Here is a 12,748-nt window from a genome sequence, read left to right as displayed (position 1 = left end):
CATGGCGGAGCACGGGCGGCGCCCGGTCCGATCGTGACCACCTCTGCTGGGGCGCCTGTCGCTTCTCCAGCGCGCCTGGCGCCGTCAGGCGCCCTTGATCAGCTCCCGCGCGATGATGGTGCGCTGAATCTGGTTGGTGCCCTCGTAGATCTGGGTGATCTTGGCATCGCGGTAGAGCCGCTCGACCTCGAAGCCGCGGATATAGCCTGAGCCGCCGAAGATCTGCACGGCGTTGGCGGTCTGCGCTACTGCCATGTCGCTGGCGAAGCACTTTGCCATCGAGGAGGCGGAGGTCGCGGGCTTGCCGTGGTCGATCAAGAGCGCGGCGCGCTCGACGAGGGCGCGGGCGGCGGCGATGTCCTTGGCCATGTCGGCCAGCATCCACTGCAGGCCCTGATTGTCGAGGATCGGCTTGCCGAACTGGCGCCGGTCGCGTGCATAGGCGAGCGCCGCCTCGAGCCCCGCCTGCGCGATGCCGGTCGCCAGCGCGGCGATGCCGACGCGCCCCTTCTCCAGCACACTCATCATGATGTGGAAGCCGCGCCCCTTGGGTCCCAGCAGCGCTTCTCGCGGTACGGTCACGCCGTCGAAGGTCAGCGCGCCAACCTGGCTCGCGCGCTGGCCCATCTTGTGCTCCTTCGGCCCGCGCGAGACGCCCGGCGCATGGAGATCGACTAGGAAGATGCTCATGCCGCGATGGCCGGCGGCGGGATCGGTCGAGGCCAGCACGAAGCCGAGATCGGCGACCGGCGCGTTGTGGATCCAGAGCTTGCCGCCGTCGATGACGTAGCCCTCGGCGGTCTCGCGCGCGACGGTGCGGACGTTTGAGAGGTCGGAGCCGGCTTCGGCCTCGGTCAGGCAATAGGCGATGCGGGTTTTCGCGGCGAGGATGTCAGGCAGGTGCCTCAACTGCTCGGGTGTACCGTAGCGGGTGAGCAGCGTGCCGATGAGTTCGACGAGGCCGCATTGGTCGGCGACGGAGGAATAGCCGCGCGACAATTCCTCCATCACGATCGCATAGGCGAAGGCGTCGAGCCCGGCACCGCCATGCTCCTCCGGCACGGTGATACCGAACAGGCCGAGTTCTCCCATCCGTCGGTAGATCTCGGCGGGAAAGGTCTCGTCGCGGTCGAGATCGATGGCGACGGGCTTGACGACATCCTCGGCGAAGCGCCGGGCGGTCTCACGGATCTGGTCGTAGATCTCGGCGTCGAGCAGAGGGGCGTGCATGGCTTTCTCCTCAGGCGATGCCGTTGAGGGCGCAGAGATGCGCCATGCGGTGCCCCGCGAGCTCGGGATCGACGAAGAGCCCGGCTTGGTCGGCAAGGCGGAAGAGATCGGCATAATGCAGGATGCCGCGCGCAGATTCGGCGCCGCCGACCATGCGGAAATGGTTCTGGAAGCCGCCGAGCCAGGCGAGGAAGACGACACCGCATTTGTAATGCTGCGTCGGTGCCTCGAAGAGCCGGCGCGACAGCGCAACGGTCGGATCGAGGATGGTGTGGAAGCCGGCGCGGTCGCCCCCTTCCAGCTTGGCGAAGGCCGCGGCTGCGGCCGGGGCGATCGGATCGAAGATGCCGAGCAGGCCGTGCGAGAAGCCCTGCGCGTCGCCGCCGATCAGCTCGGCATAGTTGAAGTCGTCGCCGGTATACATCACGACGCCCTCGGGCAGGAGGCGACGCATCTCGATCTCCTTGCCGGCGTCGAGCAGCGAGATCTTGATGCCGTCGATCTTGGCGGCGTGCTCACGGATCAGGGTGAGCACCGTCTCCATGGCCGGCTTGAAGTCGCGGCTGCCCCAGTAGCCGGCGAGCGCGGGGTCGAACATCTCGCCGAGCCAGTGCAGGATCACCCTGCCGCGGCACTGGCGGATGAGGTGGCTGTAGACGGAGAGGTAGTCCTCCGGGCTTTTGGCGACGCGGCAGAGCGCCCGGCTGGCCATCAGGATGATCTTGCCGCCGTGCTCCTCGATATGGCCGATCTGCTCCTCATAGGCGCGGATCACGTCGTCGAGGCTGCGCGCGGCTTGCGGATCGAGCTGGTCTGTGCCGGCGCCGCAGGCGAGATCGGCGCCCGGCGTTACCTTGGCCTCGGCGAGGACGCGGGTGATCAACTCGGCGGCGTTCGGCCAGTCCAGCCCCATGCCGCGCTGCGAGGTGTCCATCGCTTCGGCGATCTTGAAGCCGAGGCCCCAGAGGTGATGCCGGAAGGTGAGGGTGGCGTCCCAATCGACCGCCGGCACGCGCCAGGGCTCCTGGAGCTTCAGCGGGTCGGCGACGACATGGGCGGCAGCATAGACGGTGCGGACGCCGTTCGCCGGCGCGGTGCGCGGAAATGGCGAGGGCGGGGCCAGCCTGTAGCGCTCGCTGCTGCCGTCCATGCGGGGCAGGGTGATCTCGGCCATCGCTTCCTCCGATCTTGATTATTGGAACGTTCCATCAATGAAACGTGCTGGAGGCGTTATACATGGCGATAAAATCGTTTGAAAGAGGGAGATTGCGTGGGTGATCAAAGGCTGATAATGGAACGTTCCAAGATAAGAATGGCGTACGCCACTTCAGGGATGAAACGATGCCGCAGCCGAAAGGCAGCAAGGGAAAGGTGACGATCATCGAGATCGCGGACGCCGCCGGCGTCTCGAAATCGACGGTTTCGCTTGTTCTGACCGGGCGCGGCAGCGTCAAATCCGAGACGCGCCAGCAGGTTCTCCAGACCATGGACCGGCTGGGCTATGTCTATAATCGCGGCGCGGCCAATCTGCGCAATGCGCAGTCCCATATCGTCGGCCTCGTCCTCAACGACCTCTCCAATCCGTTCTTCGCCGAATTCGCCATTGGGGTGGAGAAGGTGCTCCAGATGGCGGGCTATGTCGCCTTCATGGCCAATACCGCCGAGAGCGTGGTGCGGCAGGAGCAGGTGATGCGGATGATGCGCGAGCACGGTGCTGGCGGCATTATTCTCTGCCCGGCTTTGGATACGCGGCCTGAGCATCTCGACTGGGTCAAGGCGGCCGGCACCGCGCTGCTGGTGGCGATCCGTCGCCTGCCGGGCGCTGAGGCGAGTCTCGTCGTGCCGGAAAACGTCGCGGGCGCCAGCCGGGTCACGCGTCATCTCATCAATCTCGGCCATGAGCGCATCGCCTTCCTCGGCGGCATGCATTCCATGGTCGTCCGGCAGGAGCGCCATGGCGGCTTCCTCTCGGCGATGGAAGCGGCCGGCCGCAATGTCGACCCGGCGCTCAATCTCGAGAGCATGCCGACGCGCGACGGCGGCTTCGGCGCGATGAGCGCGGTGCTCTCCCTCGCAGACCGGCCGACCGCCGTCGTCTGCTATAACGACGTCGTCGCCATCGGCGCGATGCTGGCAGCGGCGCGGCACGGGCTCGTGGTCGGCCGCGACATCGCCATCGTCGGCTTCGACGACACCAGCGAGGCGCGCCATGTCTCGCCGGCGCTGACCACCGTCGCGGTCGATCCCGTCGGGCTCGGCGAACGCGCCGCCGCGCTGCTGCTGAAGCAGATCGCCGATCCCGCCGCCGAGCCGGAAAGCTTCATCGGCCCCGCCAACCTCGTCATCCGCGAATCCTGCGGCGCCTATCAGCGTGCGCTCGCTGCCGCCGGCTGAAACGTTCATCCAGAGACAAAAACCATGGCCTTTCCCCGCATCCTCTCCGCCGACGAAGCCGCCGCTCTGATCCCGGACGACGCGATCGTCACTGTCTCCTCCTCTTCGGGGCTTGGCTGCCCGGACGCGGTGCTGGCGGCGATCGGCCGGCGCTTCGATGCGTCCGGCCATCCGCGCAATCTGACCACGCTGCACCCCATCGCCGCCGGCGACATGTGGGGCGTCAAGGGCGTCGATCACATCGCAAAGCCCGGCCTGCTGGCCCGGATCATGGGCGGCTCCTACCCCTCCGGCCCGTCCTCGGCCGAGCCGCCGGCGATCTGGAAGATGGTCACGGGCAACGAGATCCCGGCCTACAATATCCCGAGCGGCATTCTGTTCGACATGCATCGCGAAGCCGCCGCCAAGCGACCGGGCGTGCTGACCAAGATCGGCATGGACACTTTCGTCGATCCCAAGCACCAGGGCTGCGCCATGAATGCGCGCGCCATGGCCGAGCCGATCGTCAGCCGCGTCGAATTCGACGGCGAGGACTGGCTCTATTTCCGCAGCATCGTGCCGCAAGTCGCGATCATCCGCGCCACCACGGCCGACGAGCGCGGCAACCTGTCCTACGAGCATGAGGGTGGCCTGCTCGGGCCGCTCGATCAGGCGCTGGCCGTGCGCAACAATGGCGGCGTCGTCATCGCGCAGGTGAAGCGCGTGGTCGAGGCGGGCAGCCTCAACACGCAGGCCGTCTTCGTGCCCGGCATCCTCGTCGATGCGATCGTGGTCGCGCCCGACCAGATGCAGACGACGCAGACCGTCTACGACCCCGCCATCTCCGGCGAGGTGCGGCGGCCGCTGTCGAGCTTCGAGACACCGGCCTTGGACGTTGCAAAGGTGATCGCGCGGCGTGTGGCGCAGGAACTGCGCCACGGCGATGCCGTCAATATCGGCTTCGGCATCTCGGCCAATGTCCCGCGCATCCTGATCGAGGAGGGCCAGCACGGCGCCGTGACCTGGGTGATCGAGCAGGGCGCCGTCGGCGGCGTGCCGCTGCTCGAATTCCAGTTCGGCTGCGCCTCCAATGCCGAGGCGATCGTGCCGTCTCCCTACCAGTTCACCTATTTCCAGGGGGCGGGCTTCGACATGTCGCTGCTCTCCTTCCTGCAGATCGACAGGCAGGGCTGCGTCAACGTCTCGAAGCTTGGTGTGCGTCCTCACGTCACGGCCGGCGCCGGCGGCTTCATCGACATCACCGCCCGGGCCAAGCGCATCGTCTTCTCCGGCTATTTCAGCGCCGCGGCCAAGCTCGCGATCGCCGATGGCAAGCTCGTCATCGAGAAGGAGGGCAAGGTGAAGAAGCTCGTCGAGGCCGTCGAGCACATCTCCTTCTCCGGGCCGCGCGCTGTCGCGCAAGGTCAAGACGTGACCTACATCACCGAGCGCTGCGTGATGAAGCTGACGCCGGAAGGCATCGTCGTCACCGAGATCGCGCCGGGCGTCGATCTTGAGCGCGACATCCTCAGCCAGAGCGAGTTCCCGCTGCTGGTGCCCAAGCCGCCGAAGCTGATGGATGCCGCGCTGTTCGACGAGGCCCTGATCGGCCTCAACGTTCCCAGGAGGGCAGCATGAGCGACCCCGCCCGCCTCGACATCGCCTCCGGCATCGCGACGATCACGCTCGCCCGGCCGGAAAAGCTCAACGCGCTCGACGATGTCATGGTCGGGCTGCTCGGCCGCTTCGCCGACGCGATCGATGCCGACCGCTCGGTGCGCGCCGTCATCCTGACCGGGGAGGGCAAGGCCTTCTGCGCCGGCGGCGACATCGTCGCCTGGGGCGGGCTGTCGCCGCTGGAGATGGGGCAGGGCTGGGTGCGCTCCGGCCACCGCGCCTTCGACAAGCTGGCGCGGATGAAGCCGCCGGTCATCGCCGCGATGAACGGCCATGCGCTGGGCGGCGGCCTCGAGCTCGCCGTTACCGCCGATATCCGTATCTGCGAGGTGCAGGCCAAGATCGGCCTGCCCGAGACCGGGCTCGGCATGATCCCCGGCTGGTCCGGCACGCAGCGCCTGGTGAAGCGGCTGGGCGGGCAGGTCGCGCGCCGGCTGGCGCTGACCGGCGAGATCGTCACCGCCGAGACGGCGCTGACGCTCGGCATCGTCGATCAGGTGGTCGATAAGGGCGGGGCGCTCGCGGCGGCGCAGGCGATGGCCGAGCGCGTCAGCCAGCGCGGGCCGGTGGCGAACCTCGTCGTCAAGCAGCTCATCAACGCCGCCGAGAACGAGGATAGCAGCGCGATCATGGAGGCGCTGGCGAGCTCGCTCGTCTCCTACACCGAGGATGTGAAGGAGGGCGTTGCCGCTTTCCAGCAGAAGCGCGCGCCGCATTACCGGGGAGAGTGAGATGACGCGTCCCGTCGCCCTGATCACCGGCGCAAGGCGCGGCATCGGCCGCGCCATCGGTATCGCCCTCGCAAAGGCGGGCCATGACGTCGCCTTCACCGACATTGCCGAGGACGAGGCGGTTGGCGAGGCGCTGAAGCTGTTCGAAGAGGCCGGCGCTGCAGCGCGGTTCTTCAAGCATGACGTTTCGGCGATCGACAGCCATGCCGCTCTCGTCGCGGATGTGAAGGCTGCCTTCGGCCGGCTCGATCTCTTCGTCTCGAATGCCGGCATCGGCGCGCCGGTGCGCGGCGACATGCTGGAGATCACGCCGGAGAGCTTCGACGTCGTGATGGATGTCAACCTGCGCGGTGCCGCCTTCCTGAGCCAGGAGGTCGCCAGGGCGATGCTCGCGGACAAGCCGCAGCGTCCCGCGATCGTCTTCGTCACCTCGGCCAGCACGGAACTCGTCTCGATCGACCGCGCGCAATATTGCGTCTCGAAACTCGGCCTTTCGATGTGGGCGAAGGCGCTTGCCGTCAGGCTCGCTCCCGAGGGAATTCCGGTCTTCGAGGTCCGGCCGGGTGTGATCCGTACCGATATGACCGCGAAGGTCGCCGCCAAATACGATGCGCGTATCGCCGAGGGGCTGATCCCCGCCGGGCGCTGGGGCGAAGGCGAGGATGTCGCAGCCTGCGTCGCTGCTCTGACCAGCGGGCAATTCGCCTATGCAACAGGAACAGTGATCAACGTCGATGGCGGCTTGCTGATTCCGCGATTGTAGGGATGGTGCGACAACATCGGCCGAGCTGGTGGAACAATGCCGGCCGGGAGGATTGGATGAGGAAGGCGCATGAAGGCGGTTCGGCTTTCGCCCCACGGAACGGGCGGCTCGCATGAGCTATGAATTCGATTTCGCCGACGTCTTCGCGGCGTGGCCCGAGCTGCTGCAGGGGCTGTTCAATTCGCTCGTGCTGTCGGCGCTGGCGATGGCGATCGGCATGGTGGTCTCGATCGCGGGCGCGCTCGGCAAGACTTCGGGGCCGAAATGGCTGCGGCGGATCATCGACGAATATATCGAGCTGATCCGAAACACGCCGTTCCTGATCCAGATTTTCGTGATCTATTTCGGACTGCCCTCGATGGGCTTGAAGATGTCCTCGAACATGGCGGCGCTGCTGGCGCTCGTCGTGAATGTCGGTGCCTACGGCATCGAAATCATTCGCGCCGGCATCGAGAGCATCCACAAGGGGCAGGTCGAGGCGGGCAAGTCGCTCGGCATGCGCCCGCTCCAGATCTTCCGCTACATCATCCTGAAGCCGGCGATCCAGGCGATCTACCCATCTCTGACCAGCCAGTTCATCCTGCTGATGCTGAACACCAGCGTCTGCTCGGCGATCGCGGCGAGCGAGCTGACTGCGGTGGCGGGCGACATCCAGTCGCGCACCTTCCGCAGCTTCGAGGTCTATTTCGTCGTCACTTGCATGTATCTCGGCTTGTCCGTCTTCTTCTGGACGGTGTTCGCCGGGATCGAGCGCGCCTTCCTGCGCAAACCAACCCGGTGAGGTGACGACGATGCGCACGCTCGGATCAGCCGACATCATCTACATCATCATGGCGGTGCGCTGGACGCTGCTGCTCTCGCTCGTCGCCTTCGTCGGCGGTGCGCTCGGCGGCGCGCTGGTCGCGCTCGCCCGCACCGGCGAGTACAAGTGGCTCAGGATCGCCTCGGCCGGCTACATCAAGGTCTTCCAGGGCACGCCGCTGCTGATGCAGCTGTTCCTCGCCTTCTTCGTGCCCGGGCTGTTCGGCTGGTCGGTCGACCCCTGGACGGCGGCCGCGCTTGGCCTCTCGCTCCATGCCAGCGCCTTCCTCGGCGAAATCTGGCGCGGCGCGATCGAGGTGGTGCCGCGCGGGCAATGGGAGGCGGCGACCTCGCTCGGCCTGCGCTACTGGCCGAAGATGGTGCTCGTCCTCGCGCCGCAGGCGGTCCGCATCGCCATTCCCCCGACGATCGGCTTCCTCGTGCAGCTCATCAAGGGCACCTCGCTCGCCTCGATCATCGGCTTCGTCGAGTTGACCCGCGCGGCGCAGATCATCAACAACGCGACCTTCCGGCCCTTCACGATCTTCGCGCTCGTCGCGCTGGTCTATTACGTCATCTGCCGGCCGCTCTCGGCCTACAGCAAGAGAATGGAGCAGAAGCTCCTCGTCGCCGCGCGCTGAGCGCGGCTGCGCAACACCAAGCCTACACCACAGAGGAGAACGTCCATGTCGCTGTTTAAATCGATTTGCCGCCGCAGCCTCGGCGCGCTGGTCTTCGCCGGCCTCGCCGCCGCCGCGCTCAATACCGCCCCGGCGCAGGCCGCGACGCCCGACGAGATCAAGGCCCGCGGCAAGCTGATGGTCGGCGTGCTGACCGACTACCCGCCCTTCGGCGGCACCGACGCCAACCAGCAGCCCGCCGGCTACGATGCCGACGTCGCCGCCCTCATGGCCAAGTCGCTCGGCGTCAAGCTCGAGCTCGTCCCGGTCACCGGCCCGAACCGCATCCCCTATCTGCTGACCAACAAGGTCGACCTGCTGATCGCGACCTTCGGCATCACCCCCGAGCGTCAGAAGCAGGTGCTGTTCTCCAACCCCTACAGCACGCTGACGATCTATGTGCTGGCTCCCAAGAGCCTCAGCATCAAAACGCCGGAAGACCTGAAGAACGTGACCATCAGCGTCGCGCGCGCCTCGACGCAGGACATCGCGCTCAGCGCCGTCGTCCCGCAGGGCACGCCGCTCAAGCGCTTCGACGACGACGCCACGACCCTGCAGGCGCTGATTTCCGGCCAGGTCCAGGCGATGGGCGCGAGCAACACCATCCTCGCCCAGCTCAACAAGGACTATCCGCAGCTCGGCATCGAGCCGAAGATCACGCTGAAAGAGCAGGCCAATGGCATGGCCTTCCGCAAGGCTGACACGGCGCTGGCCGAGTTCTCGAACAAGTTCATCGCCGAGATCGAGGGCAACGGCGAACTCTCCAAGATCAACCAGAAGTGGTTCGGCATCCCGCTTCCGAAGCTGCCGCCCATGCCGGTGTTCGAATCCGGAAAATTCTGATTGCCCACGCAACCACGACGTCGTCCCGGGTTGAATCCGGGACGACGTACGAGCCAGCGCGATCGCATCGGTTCCTGTAACAGCGGAAGCGCCCGGTCATAGACCGGGCTCTTCTTCCACCAGCCAGTCCAGAACGGTTTTCCAGATGGCCGCTATCGCCTCAACCGAAGCCGAGATCGGCGCCCCGATCATCGAGATGCGCAAAGTCGACAAGTTCTATGGCGACTTCCATGTTCTGCGCGATATCGACCTCACCGTGGCGCGGGGCGAGCGCATCGTCATCTGCGGCCCCTCAGGCTCGGGCAAGTCGACGCTGATCCGCTGCCTGAACCAGCTCGAGGAGCACCAGAAGGGCGAGATCGTCATCGACGGCACGACCGTCGATGCCGGGCTCAAGGGCATCGAGGACATCCGCCGCGAGATCGGCATGGTGTTCCAGAGCTTCAACTTGTTTCCGCATCTGACGGCGCTGGAAAACTGCACGCTCGCGCCGATGAAGGTGCGCGGCATTCCCAAGGCGGAAGCCGAGGCGAACGCCCGCAAGATTCTGGAGCGCGTCCATATTCCGGAGCAGGCGCACAAATACCCTGTCCAGCTCTCCGGCGGCCAGCAGCAGCGCGTCGCGATCGCGCGCTCGCTCTGCATGAATCCGAAGATCATGCTGTTCGACGAGCCGACTTCGGCGCTCGATCCGGAGATGGTCAGCGAGGTGCTGGATGTGATGGTCGAGCTCGCCGAGAGCGGCATGACCATGCTCTGTGTCACCCATGAGATGGGCTTCGCCCGCAAGGTCGCCGACCGCGTGATCTTCATGGATGCGGGCGAGATCGTCGAGGTCGCGCCGCCCGATCAGTTCTTCACGGCGCCGCAGAACGAGCGCACGCGCAAGTTCCTCGGCCAGATTCTGCACGCGCAGACTCAGGCGCATTGAGGCGGCCCATGCCTGACCTGTCGCCCGCCGGCCTGCAGCGCTGGACCTATGGGACGCTGATCCCGGCCTGGATCGAGCGTGCGGTCGATCGCAAGACGGGTGGCTTCGTCGAGGGGGTCTCGCTGGATGGCCTGCCGGTCGCCACGCCCGATCGCAGTGCGCTGACGACGGCGCGCCTGACCTACACTTTCAGCCATGCCGCCCGGCTGAGCGGGAGCAAGGCGGCGATGGAGGCGGCGCAGCACGGCTTCGCGCTTCTGCTGAAGGCGCATCAGGCCAACGGCTATGTGCCGAAGCGCTTCCTCCCCGATGGTGCAGCGAGCGTCCCGCAGCGCGATCTCTACGACCTGGCCTTCCTGCTCTTCGGCTGCGCGCATTACCACCGGGCGACCGGCGACGTTGCCGCCATCCGCCTAGCCGGGGTGACAATGGACCTGATCGAGACCGAGCTTGCCGCCCCGTTCGGCGGCTATGCGGAAGACGATCTGGGAACGCTGCCGCGCCGCCAGAATCCGCATATGCACCTGCTAGAAGCCTTCCACGCGCTAGCGGAAGCGACCGGGGACCAGCGCTGGTTCGATGCAGCCGACGGCATCGTCCGGCTGGCAGCGGAGCGCTTCATCGACGCCAAGGGCACGCTCGGCGAGTTCTTCGACACAAACTGGCGGCCCGTTGCCGGCGATGCTGGCCAGTTGCGCGAGCCTGGTCACCAGTTCGAGTGGGTCTGGCTGCTGCATCACCATCACCGCCTGACCGGCTGGGACAAGGCGCGTGCGCTTGCCGACGGGCTTTACGGCTTCGGCCTCGCGCATGGGCTCGACCGTGATCCGGGGTACCCAGCGCTGGTGCTCGATGGCGTCAACCCAGACGGGGCTGTCGTTGCGCCGACGAAGCTGCTTTGGCCGCAGACCGAGTTCATCAAGGCGCTCGGGGCGCGTTTCGAATTCGCAGGCGACGAAGATGCAGGCTTGCGGCTGCCGCGCCATATCGAGCTGATGTTCCGCCACTTCGTCGATGCACGGACGGGGCTCTGGCACAACCAGCTCGACCGTGCCGGTGGGCCTTTGCCGGTATCGCTGCCGTCCCGTGTCCTCTATCATCTCTTCCTGTGTCTGGCCGAGACGCTGCGGGTCATGCCGCCGCCGGCCACGTCTCCGGAAGTGGAAGATGGAACAGCAGCGCGCTGACCCAGCCGATCTCCCGATCCTTCGCGACGCCAGCGGTGCCTTCGTGCTCGATGCCGAGCGCATTGCGGCGCGCTTCGGCTGGTCGGCGGGGGAATGGCTGGGCATGCAGCGGCGTGGCCTGGTGACGAGCCGCGTCGAGCGCGGCGAAGGCGAGGATCAGGGCCGCTGGCGGCTCTCCGTGCATTGCGGCAACCGGCGCTGGTTCGCCATCGTCTCGGACGACGGCGCCGTGATCGAGGAGAAGCTCGATTTCCTGCCCTCGCCGCCGCGCCGCGGTCGATGATCGTGGGGGCAGCGTGTTTCCCGGCGAACTCTAATCGTTCTAAACTTGCGGTGCCGCATGCAGACAAACGGAGGCGGGAGATGAGCGAGACGGAGAAACCGGTCGAGCAAGGCGATAACCCGGTCTTCGACGGCGAGATCGGCATCCTGGCCCGCAGGCGGATCGAAGCCGGCATCATCGCGCCGATCTATGAGGAGATGCGCGAGCGCTTGGGCGAGGAGATCGCGCAATCGATCCTCGATCAGGCGATCCGCAAGGCGGCGATCGCAGCCGGCCAATCTTTCGCCGCCAAGACGCCGGGCGGCACCAGCCTGCGCAGCTTCCAGGAATTGCAGGCGCTCTGGACGCAGGACGATGCGCTCGTCATCGAGGTGGTCAAGGCGACGGACACCGAGTTCGACTATAACGTCCATCGCTGCCGCTATGCCGAGACCTATCGCGAGATGGGGCTCGGCAAGATCGGCCATCTGCTCTCCTGCAACCGCGACGGCGTGTTCTGCACGGGCTATGACCCGCGCATCACCCTCGAACGCACGCAGACGATCATGGGCGGCGCGACCCACTGCAACTTCCGCTACACGCTGCAGGACGAGTCGAAGGCTGGCTGAGCGTCGTCCCGCCAGCTGATGCCGGCCCATCCCTGAGGACGGGCCGGAGCCGCCTTCAGCGCGCGGCCTCGACCTCGCGCAGGCAGATCCTGAGGCGGTCGAGGATCATCTCGACGTCATCAGCGCCGACCGTGAGCGGGGGGCGGATCTTGAGGATGTTGTCGGCCGGGCCTTCGCGCCCGACGAGGATGCGCATGTCGCGCAGGCGGTTCATGACATGGGCGGCCGCGTCGGTCGCAGGTTCGAGCGTCTCGCGATCCGTGACCAGCTCGAGGCCGAGGAAGAGGCCGATGCCGCGGACGTCGCCGACGCAAGGATAGTCCGCCATCAGCGCGCGCATGCCCGCGAGCAGCTTGTCGCCCATCGCCTTGGCATTGGCTGAGAGCCCTTCCTCCTCGACGATGTCGAGCACCTCGGAGGCGATGCGGCAGGACAGGTTCGAGCCGCCGAAGGTCGAGAAGTATTCAGGGCCTTCGGCGAAGCGCTCGGCGATGGCGCGGGTGGTGATGACCGCGCCGATCGGGTGGCCGTTGCCGAGCGGCTTGCCGAGCACGACGATGTCCGGCCGCACCGCCTGCTGCTCGAAGCCGAAATAATGGTCGCCGAGGCGGCCGAGACCCGTCTGGACCTCGTCGGCGATG

The 12,748-nt window shown here is 66.6% G+C and carries 14 protein-coding genes; 11 read left to right on the top strand and 3 right to left on the bottom strand.

Annotated elements, in window-relative coordinates:
* Positions 1 to 84: 84 nt before the first annotated feature.
* A complete protein-coding gene (locus AC1DNE_RS25985) occupies positions 85 to 1,230 on the bottom strand; it encodes an acyl-CoA dehydrogenase family protein (protein WP_476765238.1) in 1,146 nt (381 codons plus the stop codon).
* Positions 1,231 to 1,240: 10 nt separating this feature from the next.
* Positions 1,241 to 2,404 carry a dihydrodipicolinate synthase family protein gene (locus AC1DNE_RS25980; RefSeq protein WP_441468988.1) on the bottom strand — a complete coding sequence of 388 codons (1,164 nt, stop codon included), beginning with the start codon at positions 2,402 to 2,404 and terminating at the stop codon, positions 1,241 to 1,243.
* Positions 2,405 to 2,571: 167 nt separating this feature from the next.
* Here AC1DNE_RS25980 and AC1DNE_RS25975 point away from each other — a divergent pair, with 167 nt between their 5' ends.
* From AC1DNE_RS25975 to AC1DNE_RS25925, 11 genes are all read left to right on the top strand, one after another.
* Positions 2,572 to 3,624, top strand: a complete 1,053-nt coding sequence (locus AC1DNE_RS25975) for a LacI family DNA-binding transcriptional regulator (protein ID WP_441468987.1) — start codon at positions 2,572 to 2,574, stop codon at positions 3,622 to 3,624.
* A 24-nt stretch (positions 3,625 to 3,648) separates the two neighbouring features.
* A complete protein-coding gene (locus tag AC1DNE_RS25970; protein WP_476841269.1) occupies positions 3,649 to 5,241 on the top strand; it encodes an acyl CoA:acetate/3-ketoacid CoA transferase in 1,593 nt (530 codons plus the stop codon).
* The gene (locus AC1DNE_RS25965) at positions 5,238 to 6,011 is read left to right on the top strand and encodes an enoyl-CoA hydratase/isomerase family protein (protein ID WP_441468985.1); all 774 of its coding nucleotides are present in this window, start codon (positions 5,238 to 5,240) and stop codon (positions 6,009 to 6,011) included. The genes AC1DNE_RS25970 and AC1DNE_RS25965 overlap by 4 nt, the downstream gene beginning before the upstream one ends.
* Position 6,012: 1 nt before the next feature.
* Positions 6,013 to 6,774 (top strand): 3-ketoacyl-ACP reductase, encoded by a 762-nt coding sequence (locus AC1DNE_RS25960; protein WP_441468984.1) that lies wholly within the window; start codon positions 6,013 to 6,015, stop codon positions 6,772 to 6,774.
* A gap of 112 nt (positions 6,775 to 6,886) precedes the next feature.
* Positions 6,887 to 7,555, top strand: a complete 669-nt coding sequence (locus AC1DNE_RS25955; protein ID WP_441468983.1) for an amino acid ABC transporter permease — start codon at positions 6,887 to 6,889, stop codon at positions 7,553 to 7,555.
* Between the two features lie 10 nt (positions 7,556 to 7,565).
* The gene (locus tag AC1DNE_RS25950) at positions 7,566 to 8,216 is read left to right on the top strand and encodes an amino acid ABC transporter permease (protein WP_441468982.1); all 651 of its coding nucleotides are present in this window, start codon (positions 7,566 to 7,568) and stop codon (positions 8,214 to 8,216) included.
* A gap of 45 nt (positions 8,217 to 8,261) precedes the next feature.
* On the top strand, positions 8,262 to 9,098 hold the full coding sequence (locus AC1DNE_RS25945) for a transporter substrate-binding domain-containing protein (RefSeq protein WP_441468981.1): 837 nt from the start codon (positions 8,262 to 8,264) through the stop codon (positions 9,096 to 9,098).
* Between the two features lie 196 nt (positions 9,099 to 9,294).
* Entirely contained in the window at positions 9,295 to 10,029 is a 735-nt protein-coding gene (locus tag AC1DNE_RS25940; RefSeq protein WP_441469499.1) for an amino acid ABC transporter ATP-binding protein, read from the top strand.
* A gap of 8 nt (positions 10,030 to 10,037) precedes the next feature.
* Complete coding sequence (locus AC1DNE_RS25935) at positions 10,038 to 11,216, top strand: AGE family epimerase/isomerase (RefSeq protein WP_476765237.1); 1,179 nt, start codon at positions 10,038 to 10,040, stop codon at positions 11,214 to 11,216.
* The gene (locus tag AC1DNE_RS25930; protein WP_441468979.1) at positions 11,197 to 11,499 is read left to right on the top strand and encodes a DUF6522 family protein; all 303 of its coding nucleotides are present in this window, start codon (positions 11,197 to 11,199) and stop codon (positions 11,497 to 11,499) included. The genes AC1DNE_RS25935 and AC1DNE_RS25930 overlap by 20 nt, the downstream gene beginning before the upstream one ends.
* A gap of 80 nt (positions 11,500 to 11,579) precedes the next feature.
* Positions 11,580 to 12,107, top strand: coding sequence for an L-2-amino-thiazoline-4-carboxylic acid hydrolase (locus tag AC1DNE_RS25925; RefSeq protein ID WP_441468978.1), 528 nt, complete (start codon positions 11,580 to 11,582; stop codon positions 12,105 to 12,107).
* A 55-nt stretch (positions 12,108 to 12,162) separates the two neighbouring features.
* Here AC1DNE_RS25925 and AC1DNE_RS25920 read toward each other — a convergent pair.
* Positions 12,163 to 12,748, bottom strand: a 586-nt coding sequence (locus AC1DNE_RS25920) for an aminotransferase class III-fold pyridoxal phosphate-dependent enzyme (RefSeq protein ID WP_476841268.1), incomplete at its 5' end; no start/stop codon positions are given.

The sequence above is a fragment of the Allobosea sp. 05L423 genome (assembly GCF_056397745.1).
This window is presented reverse-complemented; position numbering and strand designations above follow the sequence as displayed.

Coding starts and splice junctions, on each gene's coding strand:
- AC1DNE_RS25985 (WP_476765238.1), bottom strand. CDS start 1,230: ATGCACGCCCCTCTGCTCGACGCCGAGATCTACGACCAGATCCGTGAG.
- AC1DNE_RS25980 (WP_441468988.1), bottom strand. CDS start 2,404: ATGGCCGAGATCACCCTGCCCCGCATGGACGGCAGCAGCGAGCGCTAC.
- AC1DNE_RS25975 (WP_441468987.1), top strand. CDS start 2,572: ATGCCGCAGCCGAAAGGCAGCAAGGGAAAGGTGACGATCATCGAGATC.
- AC1DNE_RS25970 (WP_476841269.1), top strand. CDS start 3,649: ATGGCCTTTCCCCGCATCCTCTCCGCCGACGAAGCCGCCGCTCTGATC.
- AC1DNE_RS25965 (WP_441468985.1), top strand. CDS start 5,238: ATGAGCGACCCCGCCCGCCTCGACATCGCCTCCGGCATCGCGACGATC.
- AC1DNE_RS25960 (WP_441468984.1), top strand. CDS start 6,013: ATGACGCGTCCCGTCGCCCTGATCACCGGCGCAAGGCGCGGCATCGGC.
- AC1DNE_RS25955 (WP_441468983.1), top strand. CDS start 6,887: ATGAGCTATGAATTCGATTTCGCCGACGTCTTCGCGGCGTGGCCCGAG.
- AC1DNE_RS25950 (WP_441468982.1), top strand. CDS start 7,566: ATGCGCACGCTCGGATCAGCCGACATCATCTACATCATCATGGCGGTG.
- AC1DNE_RS25945 (WP_441468981.1), top strand. CDS start 8,262: ATGTCGCTGTTTAAATCGATTTGCCGCCGCAGCCTCGGCGCGCTGGTC.
- AC1DNE_RS25940 (WP_441469499.1), top strand. CDS start 9,295: ATGCGCAAAGTCGACAAGTTCTATGGCGACTTCCATGTTCTGCGCGAT.
- AC1DNE_RS25935 (WP_476765237.1), top strand. CDS start 10,038: ATGCCTGACCTGTCGCCCGCCGGCCTGCAGCGCTGGACCTATGGGACG.
- AC1DNE_RS25930 (WP_441468979.1), top strand. CDS start 11,197: ATGGAACAGCAGCGCGCTGACCCAGCCGATCTCCCGATCCTTCGCGAC.
- AC1DNE_RS25925 (WP_441468978.1), top strand. CDS start 11,580: ATGAGCGAGACGGAGAAACCGGTCGAGCAAGGCGATAACCCGGTCTTC.